This window comes from Coriobacteriaceae bacterium (assembly GCA_025992855.1).
In the GTDB taxonomy this organism is placed as follows: Bacteria; Actinomycetota; Coriobacteriia; order Coriobacteriales; family Coriobacteriaceae; genus Collinsella.
This window is the reverse complement of the sequence record DAJPGB010000001.1, coordinates 2,191,980-2,208,235: the sequence shown is the minus strand read 5'-3', so window position 1 is coordinate 2,208,235 and position 16,256 is coordinate 2,191,980. Positions and strand designations below refer to the sequence as shown.

Sequence of the window (16,256 nt, the reverse complement as noted above, 5' to 3'; positions counted from 1 at the left end):
TCTGATTCGTCTTTGAACGCGCCCGCCGCATAGGACTCGGAAGCGGCGACGCGAGTCACATTTCTTTTGGAGGATTACCTACCATGGCAAAGAACATTACGTTCAACACCGATGCCCGCGCTAAGCTCGCCAAGGGCGTCAACACCCTGGCCGACGCCGTTACCGTCACCATGGGCCCCAAGGGCCGCTACGTTGCGCTGCAGCGCACGTTCGGTGCCCCGACCATCACCAACGACGGCGTTTCTGTCGCTAAGGAGATTGAGCTCGAGGACAACATCGAGAACATGGGCGCCCAGCTGGTGAAGGAGGTCGCCACCAAGACCAACGACACCGTGGGTGACGGCACCACCACCGCAACCCTGCTCGCCCAGGCCATCGTCAACGACGGCCTGCGCAACGTCGCCGCTGGCGCCAACCCGCTGGCCATCCGTCGCGGCATCGACAAGGCCGTCAACGCCGCCGTCGCCGAGATGAAGAAGCAGGCCAAGCCGGTCGAGACCAAGGAGCAGATTGCTTCCGTCGGTACCATCTCTGCCGGTGACCCCGAGGTCGGCGAGAAGATCGCCGAGGCCATGGAGGTCGTGGGCAAGGACGGCGTCATCACCGTCGAGGATTCCCAGACGTTCGACATCACCATCGACACCGTCGAGGGCATGCAGTTCGACAAGGGCTATGTCTCCGCTTACTTCGTCACGGACAACGACCGCATGGAGGCCGTGATGAAGGATCCGTACATCCTCATCACCGACCAGAAGATCTCCAGCGTCCAGGACATCATGCCCGTTCTCGAGGCTGTCCAGCGCGCTGGCCGTGGCCTGCTCATCATCGCTGAGGACATCGATGGCGAGGCTCTGCCTACCCTGGTCCTCAACAAGATCCGTGGCGCCCTCAACGTCTGCGCCGTCAAGGCCCCGGGCTACGGCGATCGCCGCAAGCGCATCCTGGAGGACATCGCCGTCCTCACCGGTGGCCAGGCTGCCCTGGACGAGCTGGGCGTGAAGGTCGCTGACATCACCGCCGATATGCTCGGTACCGCTAAGTCCGTCACCATCTCCAAGGACAACACCGTCGTCGTCGGCGGTGCTGGCTCCAAGGAGGCCATCGACGCCCGTATCGCTCAGATCAAGGGCGAGATGGAGAACACCACCTCTGACTTCGACCGTGAGAAGCTCCAGGAGCGCCTGGCCAAGCTCTCCGGTGGCGTTGCCGTCATCAAGGTCGGCGCTGCTACCGAGTCCGAGCTCAAGGAGATCAAGCACCGCGTTGAGGATGCCCTGCAGGCTACCCGCGCTGCTGTCGAGGAGGGCATCGTCGCCGGCGGTGGCGTCGCCTTCATGGACGCTGCTCCTGCGCTCGATGCTGTCGAGATCGACGACCCCGAGGAGAAGATTGGCGTCGATATCGTCAAGAAGGCTCTGACCGCTCCGGTCGCCACCATCGCCAAGAACGCTGGCTTTGAGGGCGCTGTCGTGGTCGACAAGGTTGCCGAGCTGCCCGCCGGCCAGGGTCTCAACTCTGCCAACGGCGAGTGGGGCGACATGATCGAGATGGGCGTCCTCGACCCCGTCAAGGTCAGCCGCGTCACCCTGCAGAACGCTGCTTCTGTCGCCAGCCTGATCCTCATCACCGAGGCTACCGTCTCCGATGTGCCCAAGAACACTCAGCTTGAGGACGCTATCGCTGCTGCTACCGCTGGTCAGCAGGGCGGCGGTATGTACTAAGGCCGACAAGGTCTAGAACTCCCACCGGGAATCCGGGGGCGTGACGGGGGCTTCTCTCCGGAACGTCCTCGGACATGCAAAGAGGCTCCGCATCGCGCTTCGCGCTGCGGAGCCTCTTTGCGTCCTGCGGAATGTTCCGGAGAGAAGCCCCCGTCACGCCCCCGGATTCCCTGCGTTTACGGCCTTGAGGTCGGCGTGGGCGGAGGACTTGGTTGTTGGGAATACGTGTCCCGGTCGCTGTTTCGCGGCTTTGCCGCGAAAGGCGCGCCATTTTGGGGCGAGTGGAGGATGTGGTTGGTGCAGTGGCTTGTCCCCTTCGCTGTTTCGCGCTTTGCGCGAAAGGCGCGTTACTTTGGGATGGGTGGGGAACGTGGTTGTTGCGGCAACTGATCCCCGCCACAAATTACCCTTGGCATACTTGCGCGAACGATTGCTCGTGCTACACTTGCAATTGCTGTTTCAGGGCGGGGTGAAATTCCCCACTGGCGGTAAATCGGGCGGTGTCAAAGGGACGCCGTGGCGCAGGCGAGATTCCTGTGACCGAGCCGATGAGTCCGCGACCCGTGTGTGCGTTGGTTCGCATGCCGGCTGAACTGGTGAGATCCCAGTACCAACGGTTAGAGTCCGGATGAAAGAGGCAGGTGATCTTATGTCTGAACAGTCGCAGCATATCCATTTTGAGAACACGAATAGGTGGAGCACCAAACAGCTCGTAACCATGGCGTTGATGTGCGCCTTGGGCGCCCTGTTTATGTATGTGCAGCTACCCATTCTTCCCTCGGCGCCGTTTTTGACGTATGACCCGTCGCTGGTGCCGGCGATGGTGTGCGGTTTTGCGTATGGCCCTGGCGCCGGCACTGCTGTTGCCGCTATGGCTATCGTTATCCATGCGCTCACCACGGGTGACTGGGTCGGCGCGCTTATGAACCTGGTTGCCACGCTGGGCTACATTCTGCCTGCGGCTATCGTCTATCAGAAGATGCATACCTATAAGGGTGCCGTGATTGGCCTGGTGCTCGGCGTTATTGCCGCTACGGCGTTGTCTATGGTCGCAAACCTTACCATTGGCGTATGGTTCTGGTATGGCTCGGTCGATGTGATCGCCCCGCTCATGATTCCTGCCGTGCTGCCGTTCAACCTTATCAAGACCGTGCTTAACTCGGTGTTGACACTGGCGGTGTATAAAGCGGTCTCCAACCTCATCACGCCTAAAAAGGACCAGGTCAAAGGCCGCGCATGATTGAGTGTCGGGGCGTTTCCTTTAGCTATGACGGTGCCGTGTCGGCACTCGACGGTGTCGATCTGAACATCGAGGACGGGGAGTTTTTCTGCATCCTCGGTGGCAATGGGTCGGGCAAGTCGACGTTTGCCAAGCATCTGAATGCGCTGCTGCAGCCCGATGCGGGCACGGTACGTATCAACGGTATGGATGCGTCCGATCCCGAGCTGGTCTACGACATTCGTTCGACCGCAGGCATGGTGTTCCAGAATCCCGACGACCAGCTGGTGGCAACGCTTGTCGAAGATGACGTTGCGTTCGGTCCCGAAAACCTTGGCGTGCCATCGGCGCAAATTGCGCAGCGCGTACGCGAGGCGCTGAAGGGCGTGGGCCTGGTGGGCTTTGAGCGCCACGAGACCCATGCGCTTTCGGGCGGTCAAAAGCAGCGTGTGGCGCTTGCCGGTGTGCTCGCCATGGAACCGCGCGTGCTCATTTTGGACGAGGCGTCCTCGATGCTCGATCCGCGCGGGCGCAAGGGCCTTATGAAGGCCTGTCACGTGCTGCACGAACGCGGCATGACCATCGTGATGATTACGCACTTTATGGAAGAGGCCGCCGAGGCCGATCGTGTCGCGGTGTTTCGGGCGGGGCGCGTTGCCATGCTCGGTACGCCCGAGGAGATTCTGACGCGGGCAGATGGGCTCGTGGAGCTCAACCTGGATATGCCGGCGTCGTGCTGCTTGGGCATGGCGCTTCGTGCGAAGGGCGTGCCCGTTCATGCGCAGGTGCGCGAGGCGGATATGGTCGCCGAGATTGCGCAGGTATATGCCGACCGGAGTGGGGAAGACACCGCAGGGCGGCCTTCTGCATCCGATTCTCGTGTGCTCGACAACGTCTCCTCTGCAACCGACGGGACAGCCGTGTCGGAGCCCGTCATCGAGATTTCGCACCTCTCGCATAGTTACTCGCTGAGTGCCCGCGAGCGCCGCCGCTGGCATAAGCGCTCGGTCACTGCGGGCAAATCGAGCAAACAGGCTCTCTGGGGAAACGACCCCAGCAGTCCGTGGGCGCTGCGCGATGTATCGCTGACGGTGCGTCGCGGCGAGTTCCTGGGCTTGGCAGGTCATACCGGTTCGGGTAAGTCGACGCTGGTCCAGCATCTCAACGGTTTGATTCGCCCCCAGGAGGGATCCGTTCGCGCGCTGGGGCTCGACCTATCAAACAAGAAAGACGCCGCTGCGGTTAAGGCCAAGGTCGGCGTGGTATTTCAGTATCCTGAGCGTCAGCTGTTTGCCGAAACCGTGGCGCAGGACGTGGCGTTTGGTCCGCACAACCTTGGCTTGCCGCAAGATGAAGTCGACCGTCGTGTCGAGTCATCACTCTCGCGCGTGGGCCTCGATCTTTCCACGGTCGGCGACAAGAGTCCCTTTGAGCTTTCGGGCGGTCAGCAACGGCGTGTGGCATTCGCCGGCGTGCTCGCCATGGAGCCCGAGGTCCTGGTGCTCGATGAACCCATGGCGGGGCTCGATCCGGCTGCGCGCAGGGATTTCCTTGAGCTTATCGGTCGACTTCACCGCGATGGCCTGACCGTTGTCATGGTTTCGCATAGTATGGATGACCTGGCCAATTGCTGCGACCGTATTGTCGTGATGAACGAGGGCGCGGTGTTTGCCGAGGGCACGCCCGCTCAGGTTTTTGCGCATGCGGATGAGCTCAAGTCGATCGGCTTGGGCGTTCCCGCCGCCCAGCGCATGGCGTTGGCGCTCGCGGAAGCGGGCGTGCCGCTGCGTTGCGGCGGGCTCTATACGGTTGAGTCGCTGGCCGACGAGCTGACAGATTTGCTGATCGGTCGCTCAGACGGTCCTTCTAACGTCGCGGACATTGCTAAATCCAAGACGGTCGCGCGAGAGGAGGGCTGCTAATGGAGGCGTTTTCGTTTGGCAGCTACTATCCCGGCGATAGTGCAATCCACCGCCTGGACCCGCGAACCAAGTTGCTCTTGGGCTTTGTGTTTCTGATCATGACGCTCACGGTCAGTGGCTTCCGCGGACTGGCGCCGGTCGCCATTTTCGTTGTGCTGATCTATGCCGTGTCTCGGGTGCCGGTTCGTCGCGTTCTGTCGTCGATGGCGCCGCTGCTGGCAATCGTCGTCGTGGTTGCGGTGCTCAACTTGTTTACCGATCAGAGTGGGCGCATCCTGTGGCAGCTCGGCTTTCTGCAGATAAGCGAGGGCTCGCTGCATTCCGCCGCCTTTATGGCGTGCCGCCTGACCTTGATGATGGCCGGTATGAGCGCCATCACGCTCACCACACCGACGCTCGACCTCACCGTGGGCTTCGAGCGCCTGCTCGCGCCGTTTGCGCGTGTGGGGCTCCCTGCGCACGAGCTCGGCATGATCATGGGCATCGCGCTGCGCTTTATGCCGCAGTTTGCCACCGAGATGAAGCAGACGGCCGATGCGCAGGCAAGCCGTGGTGCACGCGTAATGGGTGGCCCGCTCGGCGGCGTGCGTATGCTCGGCAGTGTGGCGATTCCACTGTTCACGGGCGTGTTCCGTCATGCCGAGACGTTGTCTGCTGCCATGGATGCACGCTGCTATCACGGCGAACAGGGCCGCACGCGTCTGCATGCGCTTGCATTTGGCCGCGGCGATGCGTTGGCGGCGGTGGTGACAGCGCTGCTGCTCATCTGCGTCATCGTCATTAATCTTCAACTTGTTTAGGCGCGATTCGAGCGCAGGAAAGGGATTCCCATGACCGACAACGACCGCACGGCGCAGCTCGAGCGCGCCTGCTCGTATCTTAGGCGCATTCCGGCGTGGTATCTGGCCACGACCGATGTGGCCGACGGGCATCAGCCTCGCGTGAGGCCGTTTTCGTTTGCCATGGTCGATGAAGGTAAGCTGTGGTTTTGCACCTCGCGCGATAAGGATGTGTGGGCCGAGCTCAGCGCGAACCCCAAGTTTGAGCTTTCGGGCTGGAAGCCGGGGGAGTGCTGGATCGTATTGTCCGGCGAGGCCTCGCTCGAGGACGATGCGGTGGTGAGCGACCGCGTTCGCGAAGCAGGCTTTAAGCACATGGTGGGCATTGGCGAGAAGCATGAGAGCGCCAACGACGGTCGTCTTGCGTTTTTCTCGGTCCGCAATATCGCCGCCCGCTTCTGCGATATCGACGGCAGCGAAGAGCATCTGGAGCTCTAGCGCGTCTCAAATTAACTACCCGTTCCAAATTGGCTAGTGGCAGGAGGAAACGTGGACGGATTGAATACGGTGTTGGAGTATCTGACGTCGGTGCCGGCATGGTATTTGGCGACGAGCGTTGATGGGCAGCCGCATGTGCGTCCGTTTTCGTTTGCGCAGATCCAGGACGGCAAGCTGTGGTTTGTAACGGCGCGCACCAAAGACGTGTGGCAAGAGCTGCTGCAAAATCAACGCTTTGAGGCTACGAGTTGGTGGCCGGGCCATGGCTGGCTCACCTTGCGCGGGCATGCGGGTCTGGATGACCAGGCCGCTCCCGATATGCGCGAGGCAGGCTGGAAGCACCTGGAGCGCCTAGGCGAGCACTACGAGGGCGCAGGCGATCCCACGCTCGTCTTCTTTAGCGTGGAGGAACCCGAGGCCTTTATCTGCAATCACGACGAATGGGTGCCGGTCGAGCTCTAGCCAGCTGGCTCATCCTAACAACTTGGTTTTCGCATGGGCGGGCCCCGTATTGCCCGGCGCCGTTAGGAGCGCCGGTCAATACGGGGCCCGCTCCATTTGTCAATTCCTTCAAGCGAATGTGTCGGGAATGTTTCAATGCATGAATATGCAAGCCATTTACGTATTCATGCATCTTTTGGTGCTAAAGTTTCAACCCACTTCATAACGACCGCTGCGAAATGCGCATCGGTGCATAAATCGCAGACAAGGAGTCTGATATGTCTTTGAAGGTTGGAATCGTCGGCGCGGCTGGATATGCCGGAGCCGAGCTCATTCGCCTCGTCCTCGGTCATCCCGAGTTTGAACTTGCTGCCATTACGTCCAACGCCGATGCCGGCCAGCCGTTGTCTGCGGTGTACCCGAGCTTCACCGGCGTAAGCGATCTTGTCTTCACGACGCATGATGCCCCCGAGCTCAAGAACTGTGACGCGGTATTTTTGGCCGTGCCGCACACGGCTGCCATGGCTCAGGTGCCCGCCCTGCTTGCCGCGGGAGTCTCCTGCATTGACCTCTCGGCCGACTATCGCCTGAGCGATCCGGCCACCTTTGAGGCCTGGTATGCCGCCGAGCACACGAGCCCCGAGTTGCTCAAGACCCGCGCCTTCGGTCTGCCCGAGCTGTTCTCCCAGGATTTGGAGACCGCTGCATCCGATCATGCCGACGGCAAACCCGTGCTGGTCGCCTGCGCCGGCTGCTATCCCACCGCAACGAGCCTTGCTGCCGCTCCTGCCGTGCGTGCGGGCTGGGTGGCCGAGAACGGTCCCGTGATTGTCGATGCCATCAGCGGTGTGACGGGTGCCGGCAAGTCCTGCAACGCTCGTACGCATTTTTGCAGCGCCGACGAGAACTTGGAGGCCTACGGCGTGGGTAAGCATCGCCACACGCCCGAGATTGAGCAAATCCTTGGCCTGACCGATCGCGTCGTCTTTACCCCGCACCTGGCACCGCTCAAGCGTGGTCTGCTCTCCACGGTGACGATGCCGCTCGCGCCGCAGGCCATCGACTCCTTGGCTCTTGAGGACGTTGTCGACTATTACAAGCAGTTCTATGCCGGTCGCACCTTTGTGCGCGTGCTCGATACCGGCCAGCAGCCCAAGACGGCTTCGGTTGTCGGCACCAACGCCGCCCAGATTGGCCTCGCGCTCAACAAGCGCGCGGGCGTGCTGGTGGCGACGGGCGCCATCGACAATCTGTGCAAGGGCGCTGCGGGCCAAGCGGTCCAGTGCGCCAATATCGTCTTTGGCTTTGACGAGCGACGAGGCTTGCCCACAGTGGCGTGCCCGGTGTAGCACATTCGATTGTTAACGATTTGGTAGTCGGGCATCGAGTGGGGCGCCACTCTTAAGCCGGTCTCATGATTACGACTGGCATGGCGCACCAACCGATGTCCGTTTTTTGTTTGACATAAGGAGTCATAAAGACGATGAATACCGAGCTGTTTGATATCAAGATTCGCGCCGTCGAGGGTGGCGTTACGGCTGCGGCTGGTTTTAAGGCTGCAGGCATCCACGCTGGGTTCCGCAAGAACCCCGAGCGTCTGGATTACGCGTTCGTCGTGCCCGATAAACCCTGTCCCGGTGCCGGCGTGTTTACCACCAATCGCTTTTGCGCGGCGCCCGTGCAGGTGAGCCGTGCCAACCTGGGCGGTGCCGACAAGGGCTACGGTATCATCGCCGGCGTTTCGATCAACTCTGGCAATGCCAACGCCGCCACGGGTGAGACCGGCCTTGCATGCGCGCGCGAGACCTGCAACATCGCGTCGCAGGTCATCGGCTGTGAATCCCAGCAGATCCTAGTTGCATCCACAGGCGTGATTGGACAGATTCTGCCCATCGACACATTTGAGACTGCCATTCCTGCTGCCTACGAGGCGCTCTCCGCCCACGGTGGCGCCGATGCCGCTCGCGCCATCATGACGACCGACACGCACTCCAAGGAGTACGCCGTATCCTACGTCAGTGAGGCTGCGGGTCATGCGGGCAATGTCTATACGGTAGGCGGAATGTGCAAGGGCTCGGGCATGATCATGCCCAATATGGCCACCATGATCGCAGTTATCACCACCGATGCCCCCGTCGAGCCTGCGGCACTTCATGCCCTGCTGCTCTCGACCGTCAAGCAGACCTTCAACAAGGTAACGGTCGATTCCGACACCTCGACCAACGACACCTGCATCATGCTTGCCTCCGGCGCCGCTGCCGCAGATGCCGAGCCTATCGTCGAGGGCTCCGATGCCTTTGACGAGTTGGCATTTGCCGTGCACGAGGTGTGCGAGAGCCTGGCGCGCAATATCGCCGCCGATGGTGAGGGCGCATCCAAGCTTGTTACGGTCAACGTTACCGGCGCCGCCAACGACGAGGAGGCCGATATCGCCGCCCGTGCCGTTGCCAACTCGCCGCTCGTTAAGACCTGCATCGCCGGCCACGACTGCAACTGGGGCCGCGTTGCTATGGCGCTTGGCAAGTGCGGCGTGAAGTTTAATCAGGAAGACGTTTCCATCGACATGATGGGCATGCCTGTCTGTCGCGACGGTCTGACTGTTCCCTTTGACGAGGACGAGGCTCTACGACGTTTCGAGGCGCCCGAGATCGTGATCTCGGCCGACCTGGGCGCAGGCGACGCGGCAACGACCGTGTGGACCTGCGACCTCACGCATGAGTACATCTCCATTAACGGCGACTACCGTTCCTAGATTCCAGGCACGCTGCGCATCTTGCCGCGATTGCGGACAGCGGAGCACGGCGCGATAACGATACGAAAGACGAGGCAGATTATGAAATTCGCACGCGATTGTCGTTCGAACGAATCCAACGAAGCAACCGCGCAGCTGCTGTTCGAAGCGCTGCCGTGGATTAAGAACCTGACCGGTAAGACGGTTGTTATCAAATATGGCGGAGCCGCCATGGTTGATGAGCAGCTGCGCCGCGACGTGATGAGCGACATCGTGCTGCTCAAGATCATCGGCATGCGCCCTGTTATCGTGCACGGTGGCGGCAAGGCCATCAACGAGGCGCTGAGCCACTACGACATCCCCGTCGAGTTTAAGAACGGCCAGCGCGTGACCACGCCGGCGACTATGGATATCGTGCGCGAGGTGCTGGGCGGCAAGGTTAACCAGGAGCTGGTTGCCGCCATCAACCACCACGGCAACCTGGCCGTGGGCGTGTCGGGCAGCGATGCTGGCACGCTCATCGCCGAGCCGCTCGATCCCGAGCTCGGTCGCGTGGGCAAAGTGACGCACGTCAACACCGACTATATCGAGCGCTTACTCGATAGCGAGTACATCCCCGTTATCGCTACCGTCGCGGCGGGGGAGGACGGCGGTTTCTTCAACATCAACGCCGATACCGCCGCCGGTGCCGTTGCGGCAGCGCTCCACGCGCACAAGGCGATCTTTTTGACCGACGTCGACGGCCTGTACAAGGACTTTAGCGATAAAGACTCACTCATCTCCAACCTAACACTCGACGAGGTTAACGAAATGCTCTACGGCGGCGAGGTCGATAAGGGCATGATTCCCAAGCTGCGCGCGGCCGTCGATGCGCTTGCCGGCGGCGTATTTCGCGCTCACATCATCAACGGCACCACGCCGCATTCGCTGCTGCTGGAGCTGCTGACCGATGCCGGCGTCGGCACCGTGATCCATTCCACCGAGACGGCTTACGAGTTCGATACGCATCCGCATCCGCTTTCGACGTTTGCTGCGCGTCTGACCGAGAACCTCGACGAGGTCGAGAAGCTTCAGACGGTCTAACTGACCCGCAGCCGCCCCATTTCTGCACCCATAGGCCTGCGCCGTCCGGCGCTCAACGAAAGGCATCCCATGTCACTTGCAGCTCAGCAATCGCTTGAATCCCATTACGTTATGCATACCTTTGGCCGCTCTCCGGTCGAGTTTGTCGAGGGTCACGGCATGAAACTCACCGGCGACGATGGTCGTGAGTACCTCGACTTTCTTGCCGGCATCGGCGTGTGCAGCCTAGGTCATGGCGACCCGGCTGTGCTCTCGGCGCTCGAGGCACAGACCAAAAAGCTCATGCATGTCTCCAATTACTTCTACATCGAGCAGCGTGGACAGGTCGCGGCGCTGCTGTCCAAGCTTGCCAACGACGACTTAGATGGTGCACGCGTGCTTGCCGATGCCATTGCCGCCGGCGATGAGACCACGGCAGCTGCTCTTGGTGCCCCGGCTGCGGATGAGCAGGTTTGGGAGACCTTCTTTGCCAACTCCGGCGCCGAGGCCAATGAGGGCTCGATGAAGCTTGCGCGCCTGTACGCCAAGCGTGCCGGTAACGGCGGCAACACTATCGTGTGCATGCGCGGCGGCTTCCACGGCCGTACGCTCGAGACCATTGCCGCCACCATGCAGGATTGGCTGCAGGATAGTTTCCGCCCGCTGCCGGGTGGCTTTGTGGCCTGTACGCCCAACGATATCAATGAACTGCGTGCGATCTTTAAGCAGCTGGGGGGCGAAATTTGTGCCGTGATGCTCGAGCCGATCCAGGGTGAGAGTGGCGTGCACCCCATGACCGAGGAGTTTATGGCGGCAGCGCGCGACCTGGCACACGAAGTGGGCGCCGTGCTTATAGCCGACGAGGTCCAGTGCGGCATCTTCCGCTCCGGCAAGCCGTTTGCATTCCAAACCTATGGCGTGGAACCCGACATCATGAGCCTTGCCAAGGGCATTGCCGATGGCGTGCCCATGGGTGCCGTCGTAGCAAAGAAGGAGATTGCCGACGTGTTTAAGCCGGGCGACCACGGCTCGACCTTTGGCGGTAGCTGCTTGGCTGTCGCGGCGTGCGCCGCGACGCTCTCCGCGCTCGTGCGCGGCGATTATGCCGACCATGCTGCCAAGGTAGGCGCCTATATGGAGGCAAAGCTCGCCAAGCTGCCGAACGTGACCGAGGTGCGTGGCCGCGGCTTGATGCTCGGCTGTGATTTGGATGATGCCGCGGGCGACGCGCATGATATTGTTGCCCGCGCGCTGGCCGCCGGTGCCGTGATTAACGCTACGGGTGCCCATACGCTGCGTTTCCTGCCGCCGCTCGTCTGCGAGGAATCCGACGTGGACAGTCTGATCGAGATCCTGTCGGACGTTTTGGCCTAACACAGCGAAATAACTTAACTTTGACCGGGTTCCGGACTGCGGACGTGCCCTATGTGGCATGATTCAGCGGTCTGGAGCCCGTTTTGCCTTAGATTTGCTAAGGCGGGGAGACCTGCTGGTCAAAAAACATCAAATATGAGTACTGTTACCAGCTGAATCTCATATGAAACCGACTATCTAGGATTAGTTAGACCACACATGTTCAGTTATGTTAATGGGGAAACAGCTAGCAAAGGCTTCAAATCGCTGATTCAGGGCTAGATTTACCCAGCGAAACCCAAAAATCGCTGCTACAAAATTAGTAACAGTACTCATTTTTGCCATTTTTTGGCCACGGCCTTTGTGACGGACGTGCTGGCGGGTTCGAATCCCTCTGCGCTGGGCCCAAAAAAGAAAGGCCCCCATAGCTGGGAGCCTATCAAATCAGTGGTGGGCGATGAGGGATGTCCGCGTGCGGCTGGCGCCGCCCGCGCCCCGCTTCGTCGCTCCGCTCCTCGCGTGCTGCGCTGGAAAACGCTTCGCGTTTCCTCAGCTCCGCACCCTTGCGGGTTCGAATCCCATGAAATGGGCCCAAACAAAAAACGGTCCCCTTTCGAGGACCGTTTCCAAATCGGTGGTGGGCGATGAGGGATTCGAACCCCCAGCCTTGTGCGTGTAAAGCACCTGCGCTAACCGTTGCGCCAATCGCCCGTGCGGAGAGAGTATAGCAAAACAATCGCCTCATTCATCTCATATCCATTAAAGGTAACCGTCGCGTGTCACGGCGGAGCTGATTCAGTTGAGATTGCCTGAACATTCCGCCCCTCTTTACGCCCTCGGGTATACTCAAAAGCTACTGATTCGATTTGATGCCCAGCAACAGCAGAGGGGATAGTATATGTGCGGTTTTGTCGGTTTTGTCGGTGGGACGGATAACCAATCCGAGGTGCTCACCAAGATGATGGACCGCATCGTCCATCGTGGTCCCGACATGGGCGGTCAGTTTATCGACGGCCGCGTTGCCCTGGGCTTCCGCCGCCTGTCGATCCTCGACCTGACCGAGGCCGGCGCTCAGCCCATGGCCAATGAGGACGGCAGCGTCGTTATCGTCTTCAACGGTGAGATCTACAACTTCCAAGAACTCCGTTCCGAGCTCGAAGCCAAGGGCTACAAGTTCCATTGCGGCGCCGACACCGAGAGCCTCCTGCACGGCTACGAGGAGTGGGGCGAGGCTGTCCTCGATCGCCTGCGCGGTATGTACGCCTTCGTCATCTGGGACAAAAAGAAGAACAAGCTTTTTGGCGCCCGTGACATCTTTGGCATCAAGCCGCTTTACTACTATCCCATGGCCGATGCGGGCGACGGCGCTCCGGGCGTGCTCTTTGGTTCCGAGATCAAGAGCTTCCTGGACTACCCGCACTTCCACAAGGCGGTCAACAAAAAGGCCCTGCGTCCGTACATGACGCTGCAGTATTCGGCAACCGAGGAGACCTTCTTCGAGGGTGTCTACAAGCTGCCGCCGGCGCACTACTTTACCGTCGATATCCCGACCGGCAAGATGAACATCGAGCGCTACTGGGATTGCGATTACTCTGCCGTCGAGAAGCCGTTCGAGGAGTACGTCGACGAGCTGGACGAGGTCGTGCACGAGAGCGTCGAGGCCCATCGCATCGCCGACGTCAAGGTCGCGTCGTTCCTCTCCGGTGGCGTCGACTCCAGCTACATCGCCGCTTGCCTCATGCCCGACAAGACCTTCTCGGTGGGCTTTGACTACAAGAACTTCAACGAGACCAACTACGCCAAGGAGCTTTCCGATAAGCTCGGCGTCGAGAACGTTCGCAAGATGATTACCGCCGACGAGTTCTTCGGTGCGCTCGAGGACATCCAGTATCACATGGACGAGCCGCAGTCCAACCTGTCTTCCGTGCCGCTGTGGTTCTTGGCCGAGATGGCTCGCAAGGACGTTACCGTCGTGCTTTCGGGCGAAGGCGCCGACGAGCTCTTTGGCGGCTACGCCTACTACGAGGACACGGTCCCGGTGCGCAAGTACAAAAAGATGGTGCCGCTGCCCATCCGTCGCGCGCTCGGTAACCTGGCGCTGCATATGCCGTACTTCAAGGGACATAACTTCCTGGTCAAGGGTGCCGAGATCCCCGAGAAGTCGTTCCTGGGACAGGCTCTGGTATGGCCGGAGCGCGAGGTCGACGGCGTGCTCAAGCCCGAGTACAACACCGGCGATGGCGCCTTCGAGCTTGCCGCTCCCATCTATGCGCGCGTGAAGGGTCAGCCCGAGCTGGTCAAGAAGCAGTACCTGGACATGAACATGTGGCTCCCGGGCGACATTCTGCTCAAGGCCGACAAGATGTGCATGGCACACTCACTGGAGCTGCGCGTGCCCTTCCTGGACCGCAAAGTCATGGAGTTCGCCGAGCACATTCCCGACCGCTACCGCATCAACGAGAACGGCAACAAACAGGTACTCCGCCACGCTGCCAACAAGTCGCTGCCCGATGAGTGGGCCACCCGTCCCAAGGTGGGCTTCCCGGTGCCGATTGTCTACTGGCTGCGCGAGCAAAAGTGGTACGACTATGTCAAGGAGTACTTCACCGCGCCGTGGGCAAGCGAGTTCTTCGATACCGACGAACTCATGCACCTGCTCGATCTGCACTTTGCGGGCAAGGGCGATTTCCAGCGCAAGATCTATACGCCGCTCGTGTTCTTGGTGTGGTACAAGCGCTTCTTTATCGACGAGGACCAGCCCGCTGTTCAGGCTGCCTAGCCTCGGCTGACGAACGCCTGCGCGTAACGGCTCCTCCGGGAGCCGTTTTTGCGTGGGTGCGTTTCAGTTACTATAAAACCGTCCCTGCCAAATGGCTGAGAAAGGTGAAAGATGCACCATTCGGATTCCGCGACCGTGACCACGGTCGATACGCTTGCCAAGCTTCTCGATGTGTGCGGCGAGCTGCGCGCATCAGAGCAGGTTGACGAGCGTGCCGTGACCGGTTGCTCGTTTGATTCGCGCGCGGTCTCGGCAGGTGACGTGTTCTTCTGCAAAGGTGCTGCCTTTAAGCCCGCGTTTTTGAGCATGGCGCTCGATGCGGGCGCCGTCGCATTTGTGTGCGAGGAGTCACTGGTCGAGTCTCTGGAGCCGCTGGCGCAGGAGAGCGGTGCTGCGATGCTGGTTGTTGATAGCGTTCGCACGGCCATGGCCCTGTTGCCGCCGGAGGTCTACGACCGTCCCGACCACGACGTCAAGATCGTGGGTATCACCGGTACCAAGGGAAAGACCACGGCCGCTTTTATGCTCCAGTCGATTATCAAAGCGGCGGGCGAGTCCTGCGGCATGATCGGCTCGGTGAGTACCGACGATGGCATCGAGTGCTACGAGAGCACCAATACTACGCCCGAGGCCCCCGAGGTCTGGCGCCATATCGCCAACTGCCGCACGTCCGGTCGCCAGTCCATGGTCATGGAGGTTTCGAGCCAGGCGCTCAAGTACCAACGCGTCGAGAATCTGCCGTTTGACGTGGCGTGCTTCCTCAACATCGGCCGCGACCACATCTCGCCGATCGAACACCCCACGTTTGAGGATTATTTTGAGAGCAAACTCAGGATCTTTGACCAGGCAAAGACCGCCGTGGTGAATCTAGGCACCGAAGAGGTTGACCGTGTGCTAGAGGCAGCGTCGACGGCCGAGCGCTTGGTGACCGTTGGCGTCGAGCATCCCGAGGCAAGTCTGTGGGCGAGCGACGTACGCATGGTCGGCTTTAGCATCGAGTTCAACTTGCATGGCTTGTGTGCCGACGAGTCCGAGGCGGGGGAGAAGGTCCTGCTGGGTATCGCGGGCGACTTTAACGTGGAGAACGCGCTGGTCGCTATCGCCGCTGCGCGCGAGATCGGCATCGGTATCGAGGCTATCAAGAAGGGCCTCTCAAAACTGCGTGTGCCGGGCCGTATGGAGGTCGTGGAGTCGAAGGACGGCCGCGTAATTTGTGTCGTCGACTACGCGCACAACCAGCTTTCGTTCCGCTCGCTTTTCTCGTCGGTCAAGCGCGCGTTTCCCGCTAGTCCGGTCATTGCGGTGTTTGGCGCTGCCGGCGGCAAGGCGCAGGAGCGCCGCGAGCAGCTTCCGCGCGAGGCCGCACCGTATTCCGACCTGATGATCTTTGCCAATGAGGACCCGGCTCACGAGGACCCGATGAAGGTCTGTCGCGAGCTTGCCGAACATGTTCCCGACGATACGCCGAACAAGATCATCCTCGATCGCGAAGCCGCTGTGCATGCGGCGTTCAAGGCGGCGCGCGAGGAGTACGTCAACCCCGATGCTCCCACCATTGTCTTGCTGCTGGCAAAGGGTGACGAGGAGCTCATGCACGTGGGCGACGAGTTCGTGCCCATCGAGAGCGACCTTTCGCTGGCCAATCGCCTGATCGATGTTGCCCAGTTTGACTAATGAACCATGATGGCGGCGGCGCCCTGAGTGCGCTGTCGCCATAAGCGTGTTCCCTCAATCAAAACATGCCGTCCAAG

12 protein-coding genes, 1 tRNA gene and 1 riboswitch are annotated in these 16,256 nt (G+C 60.6%); of the genes, 12 read left to right on the top strand and 1 reads right to left on the bottom strand.

The genetic code is table 11. The annotated features are described in order from the left end of the window. Positions 1–83: 83 nt before the first annotated feature. The 10 genes from groL (at position 84) to OIL88_09390 (ending at position 11,747) form a co-directional block, all read left to right on the top strand. Entirely contained in the window at positions 84–1,721 is a 1,638-nt protein-coding gene (groL, locus tag OIL88_09435) for a chaperonin GroEL (protein HJI72575.1), read from the top strand. Positions 1,722–2,172: 451 nt separating this feature from the next. Continuing rightward, a riboswitch (FMN riboswitch) is annotated at positions 2,173–2,365 on the top strand. A gap of 5 nt (positions 2,366–2,370) precedes the next feature. Further along, positions 2,371–2,961, top strand: a complete 591-nt coding sequence (locus OIL88_09430; GenBank protein HJI72574.1) for an ECF transporter S component — start codon at positions 2,371–2,373, stop codon at positions 2,959–2,961. Beyond that, on the top strand, positions 2,958–4,862 hold the full coding sequence (locus OIL88_09425) for an energy-coupling factor transporter ATPase (GenBank protein HJI72573.1): 1,905 nt from the start codon (positions 2,958–2,960) through the stop codon (positions 4,860–4,862). The genes OIL88_09430 and OIL88_09425 overlap by 4 nt, the downstream gene beginning before the upstream one ends. Further along, complete coding sequence (locus tag OIL88_09420; GenBank protein ID HJI72572.1) at positions 4,862–5,662, top strand: energy-coupling factor transporter transmembrane protein EcfT; 801 nt, start codon at positions 4,862–4,864, stop codon at positions 5,660–5,662. The genes OIL88_09425 and OIL88_09420 overlap by 1 nt, the downstream gene beginning before the upstream one ends. A gap of 30 nt (positions 5,663–5,692) precedes the next feature. After that, positions 5,693–6,139 (top strand): pyridoxamine 5'-phosphate oxidase family protein, encoded by a 447-nt coding sequence (locus tag OIL88_09415; GenBank protein HJI72571.1) that lies wholly within the window; start codon positions 5,693–5,695, stop codon positions 6,137–6,139. 51 nt (positions 6,140–6,190) lie between these two features. Continuing rightward, the gene (locus OIL88_09410) at positions 6,191–6,601 is read left to right on the top strand and encodes a pyridoxamine 5'-phosphate oxidase family protein (GenBank protein ID HJI72570.1); all 411 of its coding nucleotides are present in this window, start codon (positions 6,191–6,193) and stop codon (positions 6,599–6,601) included. Between the two features lie 257 nt (positions 6,602–6,858). Then, on the top strand, positions 6,859–7,929 hold the full coding sequence (argC, locus tag OIL88_09405; GenBank protein HJI72569.1) for an N-acetyl-gamma-glutamyl-phosphate reductase: 1,071 nt from the start codon (positions 6,859–6,861) through the stop codon (positions 7,927–7,929). Between the two features lie 134 nt (positions 7,930–8,063). Beyond that, entirely contained in the window at positions 8,064–9,332 is a 1,269-nt protein-coding gene (argJ, locus tag OIL88_09400; protein ID HJI72568.1) for a bifunctional glutamate N-acetyltransferase/amino-acid acetyltransferase ArgJ, read from the top strand. Between the two features lie 81 nt (positions 9,333–9,413). Continuing rightward, a complete protein-coding gene (argB, locus tag OIL88_09395) occupies positions 9,414–10,394 on the top strand; it encodes an acetylglutamate kinase (protein ID HJI72567.1) in 981 nt (326 codons plus the stop codon). 69 nt (positions 10,395–10,463) lie between these two features. Continuing rightward, on the top strand, positions 10,464–11,747 hold the full coding sequence (locus OIL88_09390; GenBank protein ID HJI72566.1) for an aminotransferase class III-fold pyridoxal phosphate-dependent enzyme: 1,284 nt from the start codon (positions 10,464–10,466) through the stop codon (positions 11,745–11,747). A 614-nt stretch (positions 11,748–12,361) separates the two neighbouring features. Here OIL88_09390 and OIL88_09385 read toward each other — a convergent pair. Next, a tRNA-Val gene (locus OIL88_09385) sits at positions 12,362–12,437 on the bottom strand. 187 nt (positions 12,438–12,624) lie between these two features. On the opposite strand from OIL88_09385, the gene asnB reads away from it, so the two are divergent. After that, a complete protein-coding gene (gene asnB / locus OIL88_09380; protein ID HJI72565.1) occupies positions 12,625–14,505 on the top strand; it encodes an asparagine synthase (glutamine-hydrolyzing) in 1,881 nt (626 codons plus the stop codon). A gap of 111 nt (positions 14,506–14,616) precedes the next feature. Beyond that, positions 14,617–16,179: a UDP-N-acetylmuramoyl-L-alanyl-D-glutamate--2,6-diaminopimelate ligase gene (locus OIL88_09375; protein HJI72564.1), complete on the top strand. Its 1,563-nt coding sequence runs from the start codon at positions 14,617–14,619 to the stop codon at positions 16,177–16,179. Positions 16,180–16,256 lie beyond the last annotated feature (77 nt).